This is a genomic window from Streptomyces sp. RLA123 (assembly GCF_056270165.1).
The window spans coordinates 1021277-1040681 of record NZ_JBWDOR010000003.1 but is presented as its reverse complement, the minus strand read 5'-3'; the positions used below and the strand labels follow the sequence as shown (position 1 = coordinate 1040681).

16 protein-coding genes and 1 pseudogene are annotated in these 19405 nt (G+C 73.9%); 8 read left to right on the top strand and 9 right to left on the bottom strand.

Features of this window, described 5'->3' with window-relative positions; genetic code table 11:
• Nucleotides 1–2: 2 nt before the first annotated feature.
• Complete coding sequence (locus tag RV983_RS04780; protein ID WP_475984509.1) at nt 3–935, bottom strand: hypothetical protein; 933 nt, start codon at nt 933–935, stop codon at nt 3–5.
• A gap of 18 nt (nt 936–953) precedes the next feature.
• Nucleotides 954–1415 carry an SRPBCC family protein gene (locus RV983_RS04775; protein ID WP_475984508.1) on the bottom strand — a complete coding sequence of 154 codons (462 nt, stop codon included), beginning with the start codon at nt 1413–1415 and terminating at the stop codon, nt 954–956.
• Nucleotides 1416–1761: 346 nt separating this feature from the next.
• Between RV983_RS04775 and RV983_RS04770 the strand changes: the two genes are divergently transcribed.
• A complete protein-coding gene (locus tag RV983_RS04770; protein WP_475984507.1) occupies nt 1762–2520 on the top strand; it encodes a PP2C family protein-serine/threonine phosphatase in 759 nt (252 codons plus the stop codon).
• Between the two features lie 148 nt (nt 2521–2668).
• On the opposite strand, the gene RV983_RS04765 is transcribed toward RV983_RS04770, so the two are convergent.
• Complete coding sequence (locus RV983_RS04765) at nt 2669–2905, bottom strand: DUF8129 domain-containing protein (RefSeq protein ID WP_475984506.1); 237 nt, start codon at nt 2903–2905, stop codon at nt 2669–2671.
• 165 nt (nt 2906–3070) lie between these two features.
• Between RV983_RS04765 and RV983_RS04760 the strand changes: the two genes are divergently transcribed.
• From RV983_RS04760 to fxsA, 5 genes are all read left to right on the top strand, one after another.
• Complete coding sequence (locus tag RV983_RS04760; RefSeq protein ID WP_384297657.1) at nt 3071–3511, top strand: Lrp/AsnC family transcriptional regulator; 441 nt, start codon at nt 3071–3073, stop codon at nt 3509–3511.
• Between the two features lie 146 nt (nt 3512–3657).
• Nucleotides 3658–5208 (top strand): amidohydrolase, encoded by a 1551-nt coding sequence (locus tag RV983_RS04755; RefSeq protein ID WP_475990219.1) that lies wholly within the window; start codon nt 3658–3660, stop codon nt 5206–5208.
• Nucleotides 5209–5791: 583 nt separating this feature from the next.
• Nucleotides 5792–7453: an apolipoprotein N-acyltransferase gene (gene lnt, locus RV983_RS04750; protein ID WP_475984505.1), complete on the top strand. Its 1662-nt coding sequence runs from the start codon at nt 5792–5794 to the stop codon at nt 7451–7453.
• Nucleotides 7450–8244, top strand: a complete 795-nt coding sequence (locus RV983_RS04745; RefSeq protein ID WP_475984504.1) for a polyprenol monophosphomannose synthase — start codon at nt 7450–7452, stop codon at nt 8242–8244. The genes lnt and RV983_RS04745 overlap by 4 nt, the downstream gene beginning before the upstream one ends.
• 46 nt (nt 8245–8290) lie before the next feature.
• Nucleotides 8291–8965 (top strand): FxsA family membrane protein, encoded by a 675-nt coding sequence (gene fxsA / locus RV983_RS04740; RefSeq protein ID WP_475984503.1) that lies wholly within the window; start codon nt 8291–8293, stop codon nt 8963–8965.
• 63 nt (nt 8966–9028) lie between these two features.
• Here fxsA and RV983_RS04735 read toward each other — a convergent pair whose 3' ends face one another.
• The 4 genes from RV983_RS04735 to RV983_RS04720 form a co-directional block, all read right to left on the bottom strand.
• Complete coding sequence (locus RV983_RS04735) at nt 9029–9403, bottom strand: RNA polymerase-binding protein RbpA (RefSeq protein ID WP_475984502.1); 375 nt, start codon at nt 9401–9403, stop codon at nt 9029–9031.
• A gap of 256 nt (nt 9404–9659) precedes the next feature.
• The gene (locus RV983_RS04730; RefSeq protein WP_475984501.1) at nt 9660–11117 is read right to left on the bottom strand and encodes an MFS transporter; all 1458 of its coding nucleotides are present in this window, start codon (nt 11115–11117) and stop codon (nt 9660–9662) included.
• A 112-nt stretch (nt 11118–11229) separates the two neighbouring features.
• Nucleotides 11230–12507 carry a hypothetical protein gene (locus RV983_RS04725; RefSeq protein WP_475984500.1) on the bottom strand — a complete coding sequence of 426 codons (1278 nt, stop codon included), beginning with the start codon at nt 12505–12507 and terminating at the stop codon, nt 11230–11232.
• A gap of 329 nt (nt 12508–12836) precedes the next feature.
• Nucleotides 12837–14663, bottom strand: coding sequence for an acyltransferase family protein (locus tag RV983_RS04720; RefSeq protein ID WP_475984499.1), 1827 nt, complete (start codon nt 14661–14663; stop codon nt 12837–12839).
• A gap of 782 nt (nt 14664–15445) precedes the next feature.
• Here RV983_RS04720 and RV983_RS04715 point away from each other — a divergent pair.
• Nucleotides 15446–16087: pseudogene (locus RV983_RS04715) on the top strand (class F sortase); the annotation flags it as partial.
• Nucleotides 16088–16288: 201 nt separating this feature from the next.
• Here the strand turns inward: RV983_RS04715 and RV983_RS04710 are convergent.
• Complete coding sequence (locus RV983_RS04710) at nt 16289–17077, bottom strand: glycerophosphodiester phosphodiesterase family protein (RefSeq protein ID WP_475984498.1); 789 nt, start codon at nt 17075–17077, stop codon at nt 16289–16291.
• On the bottom strand, nt 17074–17766 hold the full coding sequence (gene yczE, locus RV983_RS04705; protein WP_475984497.1) for a membrane protein YczE: 693 nt from the start codon (nt 17764–17766) through the stop codon (nt 17074–17076). The genes RV983_RS04710 and yczE overlap by 4 nt, the downstream gene beginning before the upstream one ends.
• Nucleotides 17767–17864: 98 nt before the next feature.
• Here yczE and yczR point away from each other — a divergent pair, with 98 nt between their 5' ends.
• Nucleotides 17865–19358: a MocR-like transcription factor YczR gene (gene yczR / locus RV983_RS04700; protein ID WP_475984496.1), complete on the top strand. Its 1494-nt coding sequence runs from the start codon at nt 17865–17867 to the stop codon at nt 19356–19358.
• The last annotated feature ends 47 nt before the right edge of the window (nt 19359–19405 follow it).

Below are 19405 nucleotides of genomic sequence, written 5' to 3'. Positions count from 1 at the left end.
GTCTACCCGCCGGAGCCGGGGCCGGGGCCGGGGCCCGCTCCGGGGCCGGCGAGTTCCGCCGTCAGCTCGCCGACGCGGGCCGACGCGGCGGCCGCCTGACCGGCGGCGGCACACGCCGCCTTCTCGGCGTCCGCGACCCGGCCCAGCGCCCGCTCGCGGTCGGCGGCGCCGCGCTGCCGGTCCTCCTCCGCGCGCCGCACGGCGTCGCCGAGCTCGCCGAGCCGGGACTCCGCGGCGTCCAGTGCCGTACGGGCGGCCGCGAGGTCCGTGTCGCGGGCGAGGGCCTCGTTGCGGGCGCGCTCGGCATGGCGACGGGCCTCGTCCAGCCGGCGGCGCTTGGCCGCCTCGTGCGGCCGCGACCGCAGGGGAACGACGGTGTCCCCGGCCCCCACCCCGTCCATGTGCCCGTCCATCTGCCCGGCCGGCGCTCCCGCCCCCGGAACGGCGCCGCCGACCGCCTGGTCGAAGTCGACGGTGCCGCTGAGGGGCCGCACGAGGCGCCCGGTCGCCCAGGCCCGCGCGGCGCCGGGGTCGGCGAGGGCGGCGTGCAGGGTGCCGCGGACCTCGTCCAGGGTGGCCTCCGCCAGCGGCCGCCCGGCGTCTGCCGCGAGCCGGGCGGCCTGCTGGCCCAGGGCGTCGACCAGTGCCCGCTGCTGCCGGCCGAGCGCCCGCAACTGCCCGCCGTCGAGTTCGCGATGAGCCCGCCGCAGGGACTCGCCGAGACCGAGCAGCGCCGCGACATCGTCGGCGTGCTCACGGACGAGCAGATTCCCGGCCCATGCCGCGAGAGAGGGCCGGCGCAGCGCCGCGACGCGGGCGGCCAGGGCACGGTCCCCGGCGCGGCGGGCGTTCCTGACGCGCTCGTCGCGGGCGGCGGTGAACTCCTCCGGCGCCAGCGCGTACAGCTCGTCCGCCACCGCGTCCAGGTCCGTCATGGCGCCACGGTCGCACCGTCATCCGCCCGGCGCTACCCGGCCGCGCCAGCCGCCGGACTCGCTGCCGCGTTCCTCGATGTAGTCCTTGAAGCGCCGCAGGTCGCCGCGGGTGCGCCGGTCCAGCACCCCGAGCGCGTCGGCGGCCATCTCCGCGAGCCCTGAGGTCTCGACCTCCATGGCGAGGTTGACGCGCGTGCGCGTCCGGTCGAGCCGCTGGAACGTGACGACGCCGCGCTGCCTGACGTCGCCGGACAGGGTGCGCCATGCCACGCGCTCGTCGGGGAGCTGGTCGACGATCTCGGTGTCGAATTCCCGGCGGGAGCCCGCGACATTCGTGACCCAGTGGTTGTGGCGGTTGTCGACCTGGGTCACCTGCTCCACGCCCTCCATGAATTGCGGGAATTCCTCGAATTGCGTCCACTGGTTGTACGCCGTGTGCAGCGGGACGTCGACGTCGACGAATTCGCTGATGGTGCCCATGTGGTCTCTCCTTTCGGGGAATCGTCGGTGGTTCGGCTTCCCGGAGGAGATGCTTCCAACCCCTCTCGTTCCGGGCCGCCGCCCGGTACGGGCATGTGCGCATCCCCCCGGTGCGCAAGGGCCGAACGAGCGGCGGCCCCCGGGGGGACCGGGCTGTGCGGTGCTCGCAAGGTGAGCCACGACGCACACGGCTCCGCGTTCGGTGGCCGGCAGGAGCCGCGTACCGCCGCCGAGCAGCAGCGGACGATCCCCGGCCGGGACGCGGTGGAGCGGGCCAGGGGCGTGCTCATGGAGCGCCTGGGAATGCCGCCGCGCAGGCGTGCTCGGCGGGGGGCAGCCGGTCGACGTGCCCTTCCGTATCCGCACTCCGCACGGCACCCGCCATCTGCGCTTCGTCGCCGAGGCCGTGGTCGGCGCCCTGGGCCGGCCGGTCGCGGTCCACGGCTTCTACCAGGACCTGACCGCACAGCGGCACGAGCAGATCGCCCTCGACGAGGCGCAGCGCGCGTTCAGCACCCAGCAGCGCAGCCTGAACGCCGAGCATGTGCTGGCCCGCCGTCCGCAGAACGCGCTGCTGCCGGTGCCCGACCATTCCTTCGACCTGCCCGGACTCAACTGCGTCGTGTCCTACCTGCCCGCCGAGACCTCGATCCCGATCGGCGGCGACTGGTTCACCGCCGTCGAGCTCCCCGACGGCTCGGCCCTGCTGGGCGTGGGGGACGTGGCGGGCCACGGCATCGAGGCCGTCGCCACCATGGCCGAACTGCGCTACGGCGCCGAGGCCATGGCGCTGAGCGGCACACCCCCGCAGCGCGTCCTGGAACGTCTGAACCGCGTGCTGATGAGCACGGGCACCGCCACCGCGACGATGCTCCTGGCCCATTACCGGCCCGCCACCGGCATCCTCACCAGGGCCCGCGCCGGGCATCTCCCGATCCTCCACCTGCGCGGCGGTCACGCGGTCTTCCTGGCCCAGCCCGACGGGCGCATCCTCGGGGCGAGTCACGACAGTGCCTACGGGCAGTCGACGGCGGAGCTGCGCGGTGGCGACCGCCTCTTCCTGTTCACCGACGGGGCTGGTCGAACGGCGCGGCCAGGACCTTGACGAGGGCTGGAACGCCTGAGCCGTACGGCCGAGGCGGTAGCCGGCACCGACTGCGCCACGGTGGCCCTGAGCCTGACCCAGGCGCTCGGCCTGGCCGATCCGGGTGACGACACCTGCCTGCTCTGCGTGCGCATCACGGCGTGACAGGTCAGCGGCCGTCGCCTTCCTCGCCGCGGAGCCGTTGGTCGCGGAGCCGTTCGCGGCGAGCCCGGAGCATACGGAGCACGGCGGGCCGACCGGCGTGCTCGTGCTCGTAGCGCAGCAGCTCGTCCAGTTCCACGGCGGCGGGGGAGCCGCCCCGGTCCTCCCGCACGTCCGGCACCCCCGGGCCCTGCCGGGAGGACGCGTCGCCGGCACCTGGTGGCCTTCCCTGACGTTCCGGCATCGCCATCACCTCCGTGGACGTCCGGCTCCGGATCAGGTTCCCCGTCACGGATGCCGGAAACAGGAGGTTCGCGGGAATTGCCCGTGAAACGGTCCGCCCGGGACGTACGGCGGGGAACCGGGCCGGATGTCGCGGACGACCATGGACCCTGTAGGTTCTTGCGTCGTGGAGGAGCTGGACCGGCAAATCGTGGAACTTCTCGTGGCCGACGGGCGCATGAGCTACACCGACCTGGGCAAGGCCACCGGCCTGTCCACCTCGGCCGTGCACCAGAGGGTCCGCCGCCTGGAGCAGCGCGGGGTGATCCGCGGGTACGCCGCGATCGTCGACCCCGAAGCGGTGGGCCTGTCGCTGACCGCCTTCATCTCGGTCAAGCCCTTCGATCCCAGTGCTCCGGACGACATCGCCGACCGGCTCGCCGAGGTCCCGGAGATCGAGGCCTGCCACAGCGTGGCCGGCGAGGAGAACTACATCCTCAAGGTCCGGGTGGCCACCCCGATCGAGCTGGAGCACCTGCTGGCGCGGATCCGCACCCTGGCCGGGGTCTCCACCCGGACCACGGTCGTGCTCTCCACCCCCTACGAGGCCCGGCCGCCACGCGTCTGAGCCCGGCCCCACCGAAGCACTCCCACACCGCACCACCCCGCGAGGCGAAACCAGTGCCGCACACCACGAACGAGCCGACCACCCCCCGTACCGTGCTGCTGCGCGGCGGCAACGTCTACAGCCCCGCCGACCCCTTCGCCACCGCCATGGTGGTCGACGGCGGCACGGTCGCCTGGCTCGGCTCAGAGGGCGCCGCGGACTCCTTCGCGGAAGGCGTGGACGAGGTCGTCGACCTGGCCGGCGCGCTGGTCACCCCGGCGTTCACCGATGCCCATGTGCACAGCACCGCGACCGGCCTGGCCCTGACCGGTCTTGATCTCGCCGGGTCCGGCACCCTCAAAGAGGCACTGGACCGGGTGGGCGCGCACGCGCGGGCCCACCCGGGCCACCGCGTGCTGCTCGGCCACGGCTGGGACGAGTCCCGCTGGCCCGAGCAGCGCCCGCCGAACCGCGCCGAGCTCGACGCCGCGACCGGCGGCCGCGCCCTGTACCTGACCCGCGCTGACGTGCACTCCGCGGCCGTGACCACCGCACTCCTGGCACTGGTGCCCGGCGTCGAGGCGATGGCAGGCCACCACCCGGCCGGGCCGCTCACCCGCGACGCGCACCACGCGGTGCGCCGCGCCGCGTACGCCGCCGTCACCCCTGAGCAGCGCACCGCCGCCCAGCGTGCCGCGCTCACGCACGCCGCCTCGCTGGGCATCGGCTCCCTCCACGAGTGCGCGGGGCCCGAGATCTCCTCCGAGGACGACCTGACCGCGCTGCTGCGCCTCGCGGCCGAGGAGCCGGGCCCGTATGTCCTCGGCTACTGGGCCGAGGCCGTCACCGGCCCCAAGGACCTGGAGCGCCTCCGGGACCTGGGGGCGATCGGGGCGGGCGGCGATCTGTTCGTGGACGGCTCGATCGGTTCCAGGACCGCCTGCCTCCACGCCTCGTACGCCGACGCTCCCGGCACCGGCGGGACCGGGTACCTCGACGCCGCCGCCGTCGCGGAGCACGTCGCCCTGTGCACCGCGGCGGGCGTGCAGGCCGGTTTCCACGCCATCGGCGACGCCGCGGTCGCCGCTGTGGCCGAGGGCGTGCGCGAGGCCGCCGGGCGCGTCGGGCTCGACCGGGTGCGCGCGCTGCGCCACCGGGTCGAGCACGCCGAGATGATGACCGAGGACACCATCGCCGCCTTCGCGGAACTGGGGCTCGTCGCCTCGGTGCAGCCCGCCTTCGACGCGGCGTGGGGCGGCGAGGACGGCATGTACGCCCGGCGCCTCGGCGCGGACCGGGCCCGCACGCTGAACCCCTTCGCGGCGATGACCCGCGCCGGGGTGCCGCTGGCGCTCGGCTCCGACAGCCCCGTCACGCCGCTCGACCCCTGGGGAACGGTCCGCGCCGCCGCGTTCCACCGCACCCTGGACCACCGCATCTCCGCGCGGGGCGCCTTCAACGCCCACACCCGCGGCGGATGGCGCGCCGCCGGCCGTGACGACGCGGGCGTCCTCGTCCCTGGCGCGCCCGCCGACTACGTCATCTGGCAGGCAGGCGACCTCGTCGTCCAGGCACCCGACGACCGCGTCGCCAACTGGTCCACCGACCCGCGCTCCGGCACCCCGGGCCTGCCCGACCTCAGCCCGGACCTGCCTCTGCCCACCGCACTGCGGACGGTCGTCGGCGGTCGCACGGTCTTCGCACGGCCGAACGAGTGACGCGACCCCGCGCGATGCGGCCGAACGGTTCTCCCTGGGCATGGCATGGCACGGTCCACGGCCCGCGCTTGACCTGCTGATTTGGTCAATCCGCGCAGGTCAAACGGCTGTTGACAGGCGACGGTCGGGGGCGAGTAGGTTCGGCCGGGTCCACCACCGGACGTCCGACCGGAGGCCTCCACGCGTCCGGCGACCGCCGCTGGGCCACGGGGCGTCGTGCCGCACCGGCACCCGCCACTGGAAGCCAGGTCCAGCGCCCGCGGTACGGAACGGGCTCGCCCGGCCGGCAGGTGTGACCGGGAGGGGCCCGGACGCCCAGTAGACAACGGCCTTGTCGCCGATCCGCAGCCAGCGGGTCCCAGGTCGGCCCGAAGGGCGCTCCGGGCCCCGAGCCCTCCTCCCCCTCCCGAGCCCTCCTCCCCCTCCCGGGCCGCCGGGAGGCCGCCGCTCCGCTTTCGGCGTCTCCTGCCGCTCCGTCACGGGCCCGGTCCCGCCGCCCGCTTTGCCTGCCCGGGGTCCGCGGGGGCCGCCATCCGGGGTACCGTCACTTCACACAGTGCCCACCTGCAGGAAGGCCGCGAACGTGCGATCGCGTTCCGACGCCGCGACGGCGACCGCCGAGCCGACGGCGACGACCGATGAGGCCCTCCCGGCGGCGGCCGCCGGTGCGCCCGGGCGGCTGGTCCGCATGCGGCGTTCCGTGCGCCGGCACGCGCGGCGGTCGGCGCTCGCGGCGGTGTGCGGCCTGGCGCTCGCGGCGGCCTTCCCGCCGTACGGGCTCTGGCCGTTGTCGATCGCGGCGGTGTCCGGCCTGGCGCTGCTGACCCGGGGCCGTACCGGCCGCCAGGGGGCGTGGCTCGGGTTCGCCTTCGGACTGCCGTTCTTCCTGTGGCTGCTGTTGTGGCTGCGGGTGATCGGCTACGACGCCGTCGTCGGCCTCTCGGTGATCGAGGCCGCCTTCGTCGCGCTGCTGGGCGCCGGCCTGGCTGTGACGTCACGGCTGCGGGCCTGGCCGCTGTGGGGCGCCTGCCTGTGGGTGACCGAGGAACTGGCCAGGGACCGGCTGCCGTTCGGGGGTTTCCCGTGGGGCCGGCTGGCTTTCGCCAACACCTCCTCGCCGTTCACACCCCTGGCGGCACTCGGCGGGGCCCCGCTGGTGACCTTCGCCGTGGCGCTGTGCGGCTCCCTGCTGGCCGCGGCCGCCGTCGCCGTGTGGCGGCTGCGCACCGGCCCGGTCGTCTTCGGCCGGCGCCGGTTCCTGCCCGTGGCCGGGTCGGCCGTGGCGGCGGTCGCCGTCTTCGCGGCGGGCTGGGCCGTACCGGTCCCGACGAAGGCGGACGACAGCGTCCGGGTCGCCATCGTGCAGGGCAACGTCCAGCAGCCGGGTCTGCACTTCCTCGGCCGTCCGCTGAAGATCCTCAACAACCACGTCGAGGCGACGCTCAAGCTCGCCGCGGACGTCAAGGCGGGGCGCACCCCCAAGCCGGACCTGGTGATCTGGCCGGAGAACTCCTCCGACATGGACCCGTTCGCCGATCCGCAGGCCTACGCGCTGATCACCAAGGCCGTCCAGGCCGTCGGCGTCCCCGTGCTGGTCGGCGCGCTGGTCGACGGCCCGGACGCCACGCACGTGCAGAACGAGGGCATCGTCTGGGACCCGGTGACCGGTCCCGGCGCCTCGTACACCAAGCAGCACCCCGTCCCCTTCGGCGAGTACGTGCCCTTCCGGCAGGAGCTGACGAAGGTCATCAAGCGCCTGGACCAGATCCCGCGCGACTTCTACCCCGGCAAGCACTCCGGGGTGCTGCGGATCGGCCCGGCCCGGCTCGGCGACGTGATCTGCTTCGAGGTGGCCTACGACGGCATCGTGCACGACACCGTCGCCGCCGGCGCCCGCGCGCTGATCATCCAGACCAACAACGCGACCTACGGGCGCACCGGCCAGCCCGAGCAGCAGCTGGCCATGTCGCAGCTGCGGGCGGTGGAGCACGGCCGTGCCGTCGTCACGGCCGCCACGAGCGGCATCACCGCCGTGGTCGCCCCCGACGGCCGGATCGAGCAGCGGACACAGGAGTTCACGCAGGACGTGCTGAGCGCCCGGCTGCCGCTGCGGGACGAACTGACCGTCGCCGACCACGTCGGCGACGCTCCCGAATGGGCGCTCGCTATGGTGGGGCTCCTGTCGTGCGTCGCCGTGTTCGTGCTGGGCAGGCGAGGCAGCAAGGAAATGGAGGAGCAGCAGTGAGCGTTGGCGGTGGGGTCACCCGTGGTACGGCCCCGGGGAGCGCCTACGGGCCGCTCGGCACGGTCCTCGTGATCATTCCGACGTACAACGAGGCCGACAACATCAAGCCGATCGTGAGCCGGGTCAGGGCTGCCGTACCGGAGGCGCACGTCCTTGTCGCCGACGACAACAGCCCCGACGGCACGGGCAAGCTCGCGGACGAGCTGGCCGTCGTCGACGACCACGTGCACGTGCTGCACCGCAAGGGCAAGGAGGGCCTCGGCGCCGCCTACCTCGCGGGCTTCCGCTGGGGCATCGACCAGGGCTACGGCGTACTGGTCGAGATGGACGCCGACGGCTCCCACCAGCCCGAGGAGCTGCCGCGGCTGCTGACCGCCCTCAAGGGCGCCGATGTCGTGCTCGGTTCACGGTGGATTCCCGGCGGCCGGGTGGTCAACTGGCCCAAGTCCCGCGAGTACCTGTCCCGCGGCGGCAGCACGTACTCCCGCTTCCTGCTCGACGTGCCGCTGCGCGACGTGACCGGCGGCTACCGTGCCTTCCGCAAGGAGACGCTGCTCGGCCTCGGCATGGACGAGGTCGCCTCGCAGGGGTACTGCTTCCAGGTCGATCTGGCCTGGCGCGCGGTGAAGGCCGGCTTCCACGTCGTCGAGGTGCCGATCACCTTTGTCGAGCGCGAGCGCGGCGACAGCAAGATGAGCCGGGACATCGTGGTGGAGGCCCTGTGGCGGGTCACCGCCTGGGGTGTGGGGTCCCGCGTGCGGCGGTACACGGAGGCCCGGCGGAAGAGCTGACCGGGATCCTCCGGGCGTTCGGCGGCGACCAGGCACAATGGGGCGTATGACGATCAGCACCCCGCCGCCCGGCGGGTCCGGTGGACCGCAGCAGCAGCGACAGCAGGGGCGTTCCCGCGGCCGACGGCTGATTCCCCTGGCCGTGGCCGCGTACGCCCTGCTGGAGATCTGGCTGCTGATCCTGGTCGGCAGGGCGGCCGGCGGCTTCACGGTCCTGCTGCTGCTCGTCGCGGGACTGGTCCTCGGCGGGCTGGCGATACGCAATGCGGGCCGCAGCGCCTGGCGGTCGCTGAGCGAGGCGGTGCGCGCGGCGACGCCGCCCGGCCAGGACGCGAACGCGGCCCGGCCCGACGACGCCGGGCAGGCCGGGGGCACCGGGAACTCCAAGGGCGGCACGGCCGGCAAGGGGAAGGGCGGCGCGGGTGCGCTGCTGACCGGTGGCCTGCTGCTGATGGTGCCCGGTCTGATCTCGGACGTGGCGGGTCTGCTCTTCCTCTTCCCGCCCACCCGCTCGCTGCTGACCCGCATCGGCGGGCGCGCGCTGGAGCGCCGGGTCGCCGCCCGGTCCCAGGAGCAGGGTTCGCTCGGCGACCTGTTCCAGCAGGCCCGCGACGCGGAGACGCAGATCCGCATCCACCGCCCGGACGGCAAGGTCATCCAGGGCGAGGTCGTGGACCGCGGACCGGGTGAGGACAACGAAAACCCCGGGACGCGGCTCTGAGGCCACGTTCGCCCGGGGCGCACGTCGGACCGGGCCCGCCCCTCACGGGCCCGCTACCTTCTGTCAGGCGCTCTTGCGGCTGTCGCGCGGATGAACGGCGATGTTCATCGCGCCCGAGCGGAGAACGGCCAGCCGTTCGGCCAGAACTTCCTCCAGCTCCTCCACCGTACGCCGCTCCATGAGCATGTCCCAGTGCGTACGCGTGGGCTTGCTCGTCTTCTCCTCCGGGCTCTCTCCGTCGACCAGAAGTGCCACTTGGCCACAGGCCCGGCACTCCCACTCCGGCGGAATCTCGGCCTCCACCGAGAACGGCATCTCGAATCGATGGCCGTTCCGGCATGCGTACTCAACGGTCTGGCGAGGCGCCAGATCGATGCCGCGGTCGGTCTCGTAGCTTGTCGCCCCGAGTCGCGTGCCGCGGAGAGCTCGCTCACTCATGAATCGTGCCTCCCGGGCTGTGTCGCCCACAGGACAGGTGTCGCTGTCGTCGTCATCCGGTCAACGTCCGGTCGGCGGTGAAGATTCCCGTATCGGGAGGTGCGTCGGCCGTCGTGCCGCCCCTTTTTGTACCCATCGGCGCCCGTTTTGTCACATCTCACGAAAGATGTCACCCTGCGTTCTGATATCTTTAGCGCGCAGTAACGGTCCATCCGTCGAACCAACGGCGTACACTACCGCGTCGCACTCCGAGGGACTAAATCGTCTCGGGGACCGGATTACCGGCGGCCGTCACCGCCCGGCGCATCGGCACCCGCAGCAGCAGCACGAAGCCGATCGCGAAGAAGACCACCAGCGAGATGATCGCGTCCCGGTAGCTGCCGCTGAGCTGGTAGGTCAGCCCGAACAGCAGCGGCCCGAGCCAGCTCGTCCCGCGGTCGCTCACCTCGTACACGGAGTAGTACTCGGCCTCCTTGCCGCGCGGCACGAGGTGGGAGAAGAGGGACCGTGACAGCGCCTGACTGCCGCCCAGCACCATGCCGATAGCCGCCGCCAGGAGGAAGAAGCCCACCGGCCGGCCGGCGGGCAGGAAGAAGCCGGCCGCGAGGGTGATCGTCCATGCCACCAGTGAGCCGAGCACCGTGCGGTGGGTCCCGTACCGCGCGGCGAGCCGGCCGAGCAGCAGGGCGCCGAAGACGGCCAGCACCTGCACCAGCAGGATCGCCGCGATCAGCGTGGTCTGGTCCAGGTCCAGTTCCTCGGAGCCGTAGACGGACGCCTGGGAGATCACGGTCTGGATGCCGTCGTTGTAGATGAGGTACGCCAGCAGGAAGCCGAGCGTGAGCGGATAGCGGCGCATGTCCCGCACGGTGTCGGCGAGCTGGCGCCAGCCCTGGCGCAGCGCCCCGGACCGGGCCTTGACGGTTCCGGCCGCGGCCACCGTTGCCGCCCCGGCCGCCCCGTCGACGCGATCGCGCAGCCGCAGCAGCGGCACGATCGTGAAGCCCGCCCACCACAGCCCCGCTGACGCGAGGCAGATCCGCACAGCCATGCCCTTGGTGACGCCGACCGCGTCGTGGCCGAGGAAGAGCGCCAGGTTGGCGACGAGCATCAGTGCGCCGGCGGCATAGCCGAACGCCCAGCCGCGCGACGACACGGCGTCGCGTTCGTGGGGCTCGGCGATCTGCGGCAGGAACGCGTTGTAGAGGACGACCGAGGCCGCGAAGGCGACGTTGGCGACGATCAGCAGTGCGCCGCCCAGGAGATAGCGGTCACCGCCCACGAAGAACATGGCGGTGGTCGCGGCGGCCCCTGTGTAGGCGAAGACCCCCATCAGCGCCTTCTTGCGGCCGGTACGGTCCGCGATCGCCCCGGCCAGCGGCATCACCAGCACCGACAGCAGTACGGAGGCGGAGACGACGTACGCGAAGTAGGCGCCGGCGCGCACGGGTATCCCGAGCGGGCGGACGAAACCGTCGGGGTCGGCGGCGGCCTCGGCGATGTCGGTGAGATAGGGGCCGAGGAAGACCGTGATGACGCTGGTGGAGAAGACCGAATTGGCCCAGTCGTAGAAGTACCAGCCGCGTTGCTCGCGGCGCCGTTCGCCCGCGGCCGCCACGGCGCCGACATCCGCCGTCGTGCCCCGCGCCTCGTCCGTGCTCACCACTTGTGCCCGCCGTTCCGTGTCCGTGCGCCGTGCCGATGTGATCGGCATGATGCCATCCGCGGGGCGGCGAGTGAGAGCCAGGACACACGTCTGCCCCCGGGCGCCACTGGGGCGGCCCGGGGGCAGGGCGGTATGCCCGGATCGCGGAGGTCCGCGATGATCAGGCCTTGCCGCCGTTGGTACGGCGACGGCGCAGCACCCAGAAGGTGGCACCGGCACCCGTGGCCAGCAGCGCGCCGCCCACGATGGTTTCGGGGGTGTTCATGCCGATCGAACCGCCGAGACCGGTGTTCGGGGCGCCGATCGGGCCGCCACCACCGATACCGCCGCCGCCGATGCCACCACCGATGCCGCCGCCGCCACCGCCACCCCAGCAGCCGCCGCGACCGCCGCCGCGACCACCGCCGTAACCGCCGTCGCCGCCGCGGCCACCCTCGCCGCCGCGACCACCGAAGTCACCGCGGTCGTCGCCGCCGCGGCCACCCTCGCCGCCGCGGCCACCGCCGTTGTCGTCCATGTTGCGGCCGTCGGCCAGATCCGTGCCCGCGCCCTGGGCGGCGAGGTTGTCGTTCAGGCCCTGGCTGCCGGAGTTGTTGAAGCCGGCGCCGGAGCTGTTGCCGTTGTCGCCGCGGCCGCCGTTGTCGCCGCGGCCGCCGCCGTCGCCGCGCCCACCGTCGTCGCCGCGGCCGCCGCCGTCGCCGCGCCCACCGTCGTCGCCGCGGCCGCCGCCGTCACCACGCCCACCGCCGTCACCACGGTCGTCCCCGCGGCCGCCGCCGTAACCGCCGTCGCCGCCCCGGCCGCCCTCGCCGCCGCGGCCGTAGCCGTCACGGCCACCGCCCCACCACGAGTCGCAGTTGTCGCCGTAGCCGCCGCGGCCGTGTCCGTAACCGCCGTGCCCGCCACGCCCGTAGCCCCGGTCGCCGTGGTCACGGCCCCGGTCGTCGCCGCGGTCACCGTGGTCGTCGCCGCGGTCGCGGTCGTCGCCGCGGCCCTCACCCCGGTCGTCGCCGCGGTCGTCGCCACGGCCACCGTTGTCGCCCCGGCTGTCGCCGTTGCCGTTGCCGTTGGCGCCGCCCGGGCCGTTGGCGTTGCCGTCGATGGCGCGAACGGTCAGCTGCACGACGCTCGGGCCGGTGTCCTGGCCGGTCGGCTCGGTGCAGTCGACGGTCACGTTGTACGTGCCCGGGGGCGTGGCCGACGGGACGGTGAAGCTGGCGCCGCCGCCGGTCCCGCTGACCGCCACGGTGGGACGCTCGGGGATGCTGGTGGTGATGACGGTGTCGCTCACGCAGTTGGCGACGGTGACCGTGACGAGGTCACCGGGGGAGACCCGGTAGCTGGAGAGCCCGACGCCAGGGGCCGCGATAGCGCTTGTTGGCAGGACGACAGCGGCTACGGTCATCGCCGCCCCGGCCATGATGCGTGAAGCACGCATAGGGAGAACCTCCTTGCGGACGGGGCAGGTGGGACTGGCTTCCCGTGACACGAACTGCGACCGCGTCCTTGCTCCCATGGCACGAGGACCGGGATGCGGCCGCACCTTGGCACGGTCTGCCGCGTTGCTCCGGACGGGGCATCAGGCCTGTCGGCCGATCGCGGTTGCCGCAGGTCAGCGACATGTCTGGAGCCGTGTCAGAAAAATGTGAAGAGATCGTCAAACGGGTGACCCCCTGTCAGAGGATCTTGTCCCGATGTGCGGCCGACCGGCCGTCAGCCGATGTGCCGTCAGAAGCCCGCACGCACGCAGGCCGCGCGGACGACTCGTCAGAAACGTCCTGCTACGGCGGTGGAGAGCGTCCGCGCATACAGCCGTGCGCCTTCGGGGCGCGGATGGATGCGGTCCCCCCACAGCAGCTGAGGGTGCCCGGCGATCACGGCCCGCCACGGGACCAGCGCGGATCCAGGGTGTTGGCGTACCGCCTTCCGCAGCGCGCTGTTCACCCGGGCCTCCCAGGACCGGGGCGCCTGGACGTCCACGAACGCGACCCGCCGTCCGGGACCGGCGATGCGCACCACCCGGTCGAGAACCTCCGGGGTGACGTCCCCGTTCGTCCCGAGCCCGACGACCACCACACGACGCAGTCGCCCGGCGTCCCGCAGCCGCTGCAAGACCGCAGGGGCGGAGCTCATCTGACGGCCCACCACGGCGTCCACGGCGATCCCGGGAAGCAGTTCCTGCAGCGCATCCGCCGAGGCCAGCATCACCGAGTCGCCCACCGCCGTGATGTCGGCGCCGGTCACGTCCGGAACGCCGCTCGTGGTGCCCGGCCCGTCATCCCGCCGCTCCGGGCGCATCGCACTCAGCGGCTCGGCAGGCCGTGCCGCAGGCGCGGACGCCGCCGCGACCACCCGCTCGCCCGACGCGATCTGCGACTGCAGGCCGCCGCCGGACGGAGCCCGGAGCACGCCGACGTACGCCACGCCCGCCGCCGCGACGACCGCGGCCGCCGCTCCCAGCACCAGCCGGGGACGGGCGCCCCACGCCCGGCGCAGGAACGTGCTGCACAACTCGGCGTACCCGCGCAGGCCGAGTCGCAGCAAGGGCTCCTCCAGCACGCGGTACGACGCTGCCGCGAGGGCCACCGGCAGCGTGAGCGCGGCACACCGTGCCCAGGGCGAACTCAGCGCTTCCGGTGCTGCGTTGACCAGGCAGGCGAGGACCGGCCAGTGCCACAGGTAGATTCCGTACGAGCGGCGCCCGGTCCAGGCCAGCGGCCGCCACGCGAGCAGCCGGGCGACCCTTCCCGGCCCGCCCGCCGCCACCGTGAGCGCGGCCGCCGCCAGGCACACCGGCACCAGGCCTCCCCGGTACACGAAGGCCGAGGTCCCGGACACCAGCACTGCCGCCGCGGCCAGTACGGCCAGGCCCGCCACGCCCAGCCCGTCGATGGCCCGCACGTATCCGGCCCGGCGCATCGTCCCGGCCCGGGACAGCGGGAGCACGAGCGCGACCGCCGCGCCGAGCAGCAGACCGCCGCCGTGCGTGTCCGTGCCGTAGTACACCCGGGAGGGGTCGGTGCCCGGCACGTAGAGCGCCGCCATGGCCGCGAACGACGCGGCGGCCGGCACCGCCGCGATCGCCGCCTGCGCCCACTGCCGGCGCACGACCGCCATCAGTGCCCAGAGCAGCAGCGGCCACGCCACGTAGAACTGCTCCTCCACCGCCAGCGACCACAGATGCCGCAGTGGCGGTTCGGCGCCGAACTGCGCGAAGTACATGTCGTGCCGTCCGAGCTGCCACCAGTTGCTGCGGTAGGTGAGCGCGGCCGCCACCGCCCCCCGCAGGTCGCGCCGGCCGTCCCCGCCGACCAGCGTCGCCGCGCACGCGGTGACCGCCAGGACCAGCCACAGCACGGGCAGCAGCCGCAGGGCGCGCCGCCGCCAGAAGGCGACGAGCCGAAGGCGTCCGCCCCGCCAGTGGCCGGCGGCGAGCAGACTGGTGATCAGGTAGCCGGAGAGCACGAAGAAGAGGTCCACGCCGAGGAAGCCGCCCGGCAGCCACGGTGCGTGCACGTGGTACACGACGACCGCCGTCACGGCCAGCGCACGCAAGCCGTCGAGACCCTGTGCGCGCGGGTGCTGAGTGTTCATCAGGCCACGGTCGGCACCCCGGGGCCGCTCCGCATCCCGGCGGCACCGGATTGCACCCGCTGCCTCACCCGCTCTACCCGATCGGGTGAGGTGCGGATTGCCCCGTTCGCACTCCTCCGAATGCGGCCCGCGCGCATTCGTCCTACGGTCATGTATGACGGGCCGTCATGTGCCGTCACGGACCTGGCTGCCGGAGCTGAAGGACTGTGATGCATCACTATCCCGGGGAGCACACCACTCCCGTGCCGTGGTACGGACATCCCGACGCCTGGTACGGGCAGCCCGACCCCTGGTTCGGCCAGCCGCTCCCGGCCACCTGGGAGGACGAGACGCCGCGTCCGCCCGCGCGCCCCCGCCCGGCCCCGAAGGCGCCGTCCCGCGCCGCGCGGCAGCGCGGCAAGCCGGAACCGGCGCCGCGCCCCCGGCAGAAGGCGAAGGCCGGCCGCCCGTCCGGGCAAGCGCCGAAGCCGGGCGCCCAGAACGTGCCCGACGCCAAGGCCCGTCCCGAGGCGAAGGCCCGTCCCGACGCCAAGGCCCGTCCCGAGGCGAAGGCCCGTCCCGAGGTGAAGGGCCGCTCCGAGGCGAAAGCGCGCCCCGACGTGAAGGCCCGCCTCGAGGCGAAGGCCCGCCCCGCGACCCCTCGCGCCCACGCCGTCACGCCGAAGGCACTCGCCTGGCAGGGGAACCCGCCGCGCCCCGCCGCTCGCGAGACCGCGACCCGGCGCCCGCCGGCCGGTGCCGCCGCCCGGCCCGCCGCCCGCCGTCGTCAGCAGCCGCCGCCGTTGCGTCTGACGCGGCGCGGCCGGCGGGTCGCCGGGGTGGCGGTGGGTGCGGTCGTCGTGACCGGACTCGTGCTGACCTTCGACGGCTTCCTGGGATCGGGCGGCCCGCCCCAGCCCTCGGCCGGCTCCGCGGCCCTGGCCGGCGGCGGGAGCGGTGCGACCTCCGGCATCAAGGCGCCGCCTCCGCTGCCGCCGGCCCAGCCGACGCGTGTGCGCATCCCGTCGATCGGTGTGGACGCCCCGCTGATGAACGTGGGCCTGGACAAGGACGGCGTCATCGAGACGCCGCCGCCCGAGGAGAAGAACGAGGCCGCCTGGTTCAAGGACTCGGTGAGCCCCGGGGCGCGCGGCGCCTCGGTGATCGTGGGCCACGTCGACAACATGAGCGGCCCCGCCGTCTTCTACAGCCTCGGCGCCCTGAAGAAGGGCTCGACCATCGAGGTCGCCCGGGACGACGGCACCACCGCGGTCTTCACCATCTTCGGCATCGAGGTCTTCAACAGGACCGGCTTCCCGGCCCACCGGGTCTACGGCGACACGAAGGACCCCGAGCTGCGGGTCATCACCTGCGGCGGCACGTACAGCAGTGCCAGCGGCTACTCCGGCAATGTCGTGGTCTTCGCCCGGATGTCGAAGACCAAGTCGGCAGCCGACGAGAAGGCGGAGCAGGCGGAAAAAGCGGAGAAGGCCGAGAGGGAACAGAAGGCGGGCAGCGCCGACAAGTCCGCCGGGACCACCAAGAGCGACAAGGCCGACAAGGAGGGCAAGACCGGCAAGGCGAGCCCGGCCGCGACCCCCGGCAAGGAGGAGAAGACCGACCCGAAGTGACGGAACGTCAGCCGGTCAGGTCCAGACGCCGCGTTCGGTGAACACCGAGCGCAGCATCTCCAGCCGGTCGGTCATGATGGCGTCCACACCGAGGTCCAGCAGGGCGTGCACGCGCTGCTCGTCGTTCACCGTCCACACGTGCACCTGGAGGCCCAGGCGGTGCGCGGTCCGCAGGAACGCGGCGTCGACCACACGGATGCCGTACGCGCGCTCGGGCACCTGCACGCAGACCGCGCCCCGCCGCACCGCCGTGTCGAGCAGGAAGCGCTCGGCGAGCCTGCCGCCCACCGACAGCAGGCGCAGGTCCGCCACGCCGCGGGTGCCGAGGGAACTCGCCATGCGCGGCCCGCCCAGCGCGCGCGCCCTGACCAGCCGTGCCTCGGAGAAGGAGCCCACGCACACCCGGTCCCAGGCGTCCGCGCGGCGGATCGCCTCGATCAAGGGGGCCACGGCCTCGTCCGCCTTGGCGTCGACGTTCCAGCGGGCCTCGGGAAAGGCCTCGAGCAGGTCGTCGAAGAGCGGCACCGGCTCCTTGGCCGCCACCCGGGCCTCGCGGACCTCGGCCCAGGTCAGCTCGGCGATCCGCCCGCGCGTGTCGGTGACACGGTCCAGGGAGCTGTCGTGGAAGGCCACCAGCACCCCGTCGGACGTGAGGTGGACGTCCGTCTCCAGGTAGCGGTAGCCGCCGTCGACGGCGGTCCGGAAGGCGGCCATGGTGTTCTCCAGGCCGTCGGCGTCACCGCCCCGGTGTGCGAAGGCGAGCGGTGCCGGGCTGTCGAGGTACGGGTGGCGTATCGCAGTCACTCGTGCAGTATCGCGTGTCCCCCGGTGGGCTCCGCCACCGGCTGAGCTCCCCGGACCACGATCTGCGGCTCCTGCTCCGCCGCAGGCGCCGGGAACGCGAGAACGCGCAGGAAGAACTGGGCGAGCGGGCCGATCGACAGCGCGTACAGCACCGTGCCGACGCCCACGCTGCCGCCCAGGACGAAGCCCACGGCCAGCACTGTCACCTCGATCCCGGTGCGCACCAGCCGGATCGAGCACCCCGTGCGCCGGTGCAGCCCGGTCATGAGGCCGTCGCGCGGGCCCGGCCCGTAGCCGGCGGTGATGTACAGCCCGGTCGCCACGCCACCCAGCACGATGCCGGCCACCAGGAGCGGGATGCGGACACCGAGGGAGTGCGGCTGGGGGAGCAGGCTCAGCGTCGCGTCCATCGACAGGCCGACGACGAAGACATTGGAGACCGTTCCCAGGCCGGGCCGCTGGCGCAGCGGCCACCACAGCAGCAGGACGAGCGCGCCGACGGCCACCGACACCAGGCCGATGCTGACTCCGGTGTGCCGCGCGATGCCCTGGTGCAGCACGTCCCAGGGATCCAGACCGAGCGCCGCGCGCACCTGGAGGGCGGCGCTCGCGCCGTACAGGGTCAGTCCCGCATAGAGGTGCACCAGTCTGCGGGCGGTGCGTGCGCCGGTGTGTGATTGGCCCTCCACGGGACCCCCCTCTGGCCGCGATGACGCTGTACGGGAGAGTATGTGGCATGGTCGTGGTCGTATTCCATGGCCAATATGCGGAAGGTGGACCGGTAACCATGTCGCAGTGGACCGCAACTGTGGGTGTCACCCATCTCGCCCGGTTGCTCGAACCCCGCCCCCAGCGCTCCACGGGACGCCGCGTCCCGGCCTACCGGGGCCTCGCCGACGGCATCCGGGTCCTGGTCCTGGAGGGCCGCGTCCCCGTGGCCGCCCGGCTTCCCGCGGAACGCGAACTGGCCCTCGCCCTCACCGTCAGCCGGACGACGGTCGCCGCCGCATACGAGGCGCTGCGCGCCGAGGGCTTCGCGCGCTCCCGGCGCGGCGCCGGCACCTGGACCGCGGTCCCCGAAGGCCACGCCCTGCCCACGCGCGGCCTGGAACCGCTGCCGCCGGACGCCGCAGGCACCGTCATCGACCTCGGCTGCGCCGCCCTGCCCGCGCCCGAGCCATGGCTGTCCCGCGCGGTCGGCGGCGCGCTGGCGGACCTGCCGTCCTACTCCGCCACACACGGCGACTTCCCCGCCGGGCTGCCCGTCCTGCGCGAGGCCATCGCCGAGCGCTACACCGCGCGCGGCATCCCCACCCTCCCCGAGCAGATCATGGTCACCACCGGTGCCATGGGGGCCATCGCCGCCGCGGTCCGGCGGCTGGTGGCGCCCGGCGAACGGGTGGCCGTGGAGTCCCCCAGTTACGCCAACGTCCTGGAACTGCTGCGGGAGAACGGCTCCCGGCTGGTCCCGGTCGCGCTGCGCGAAGGGCTCGCGGGCTGGGACCTCGACCACTGGAAGCGCGTCCTGCGCGACGCTGCGCCGCGCATGGCCTACGTCATGCCCGACTTCCACAACCCGACCGGCACCCTCGTCCCCGACGAGCAGCGCCGCGGGCTGGTCGAGGCGGCCCGCGCCGCCGGTACCGTGCTGATCGCCGACGAGACGATGGCCGAGCTGACCCTGGACGCCGGTGGCGGGCCCGCGCCGCGCCCGCTGGCCGCCTTCGACCGCGGCGGCACCGTCGTCACCGTCGGCTCGGCCAGCAAGGCGATCTGGGCGGGTCTGCGCATCGGCTGGGTCCGCGCGACCCCGGACGTCGTGCGCCGGCTGGTCAGCGCCCGCGCCTACCTCGACCTCGGCTCGCCCGTCGTCGACCAGCTCGCGGTCGCGTGGCTGCTGCGCAACGAGGTCTGGGACGACGCCGTGGCCGCCCGGCGCGAACGTGCCCGCTCCCACCGCGACGACCTGGTCGCCGCCCTGCGGGACCGGCTGCCCGAGTGGGAGTTCGCCGTGCCCTCCGGCGGGATGACCATGTGGGTGCGCACCGCGGAGGTCTCCGGCTCCCGCCTCGCGATGGCGGGCGAGCGCCTGGGCGTGCGCGTCCCGTCCGGTCCGCGCTTCGGCATCGACGGGGCCTTCGAGTCCTACATCCGGCTGCCCTTCACCGTCGGCGGCAGCGTGGCCCGCGACGCCGTCGAGCGGCTCGCCGCCGCCGCGCAGGCCGTCCGCGACGGCGGCGGGGCGGAGACCGAGGGCACCACGGGCCTGTTCGTGGCGTGAGAGGACCCCCGGAGCGGCGGCTCCGGAGGCCCTCCGGCACGGGGTGA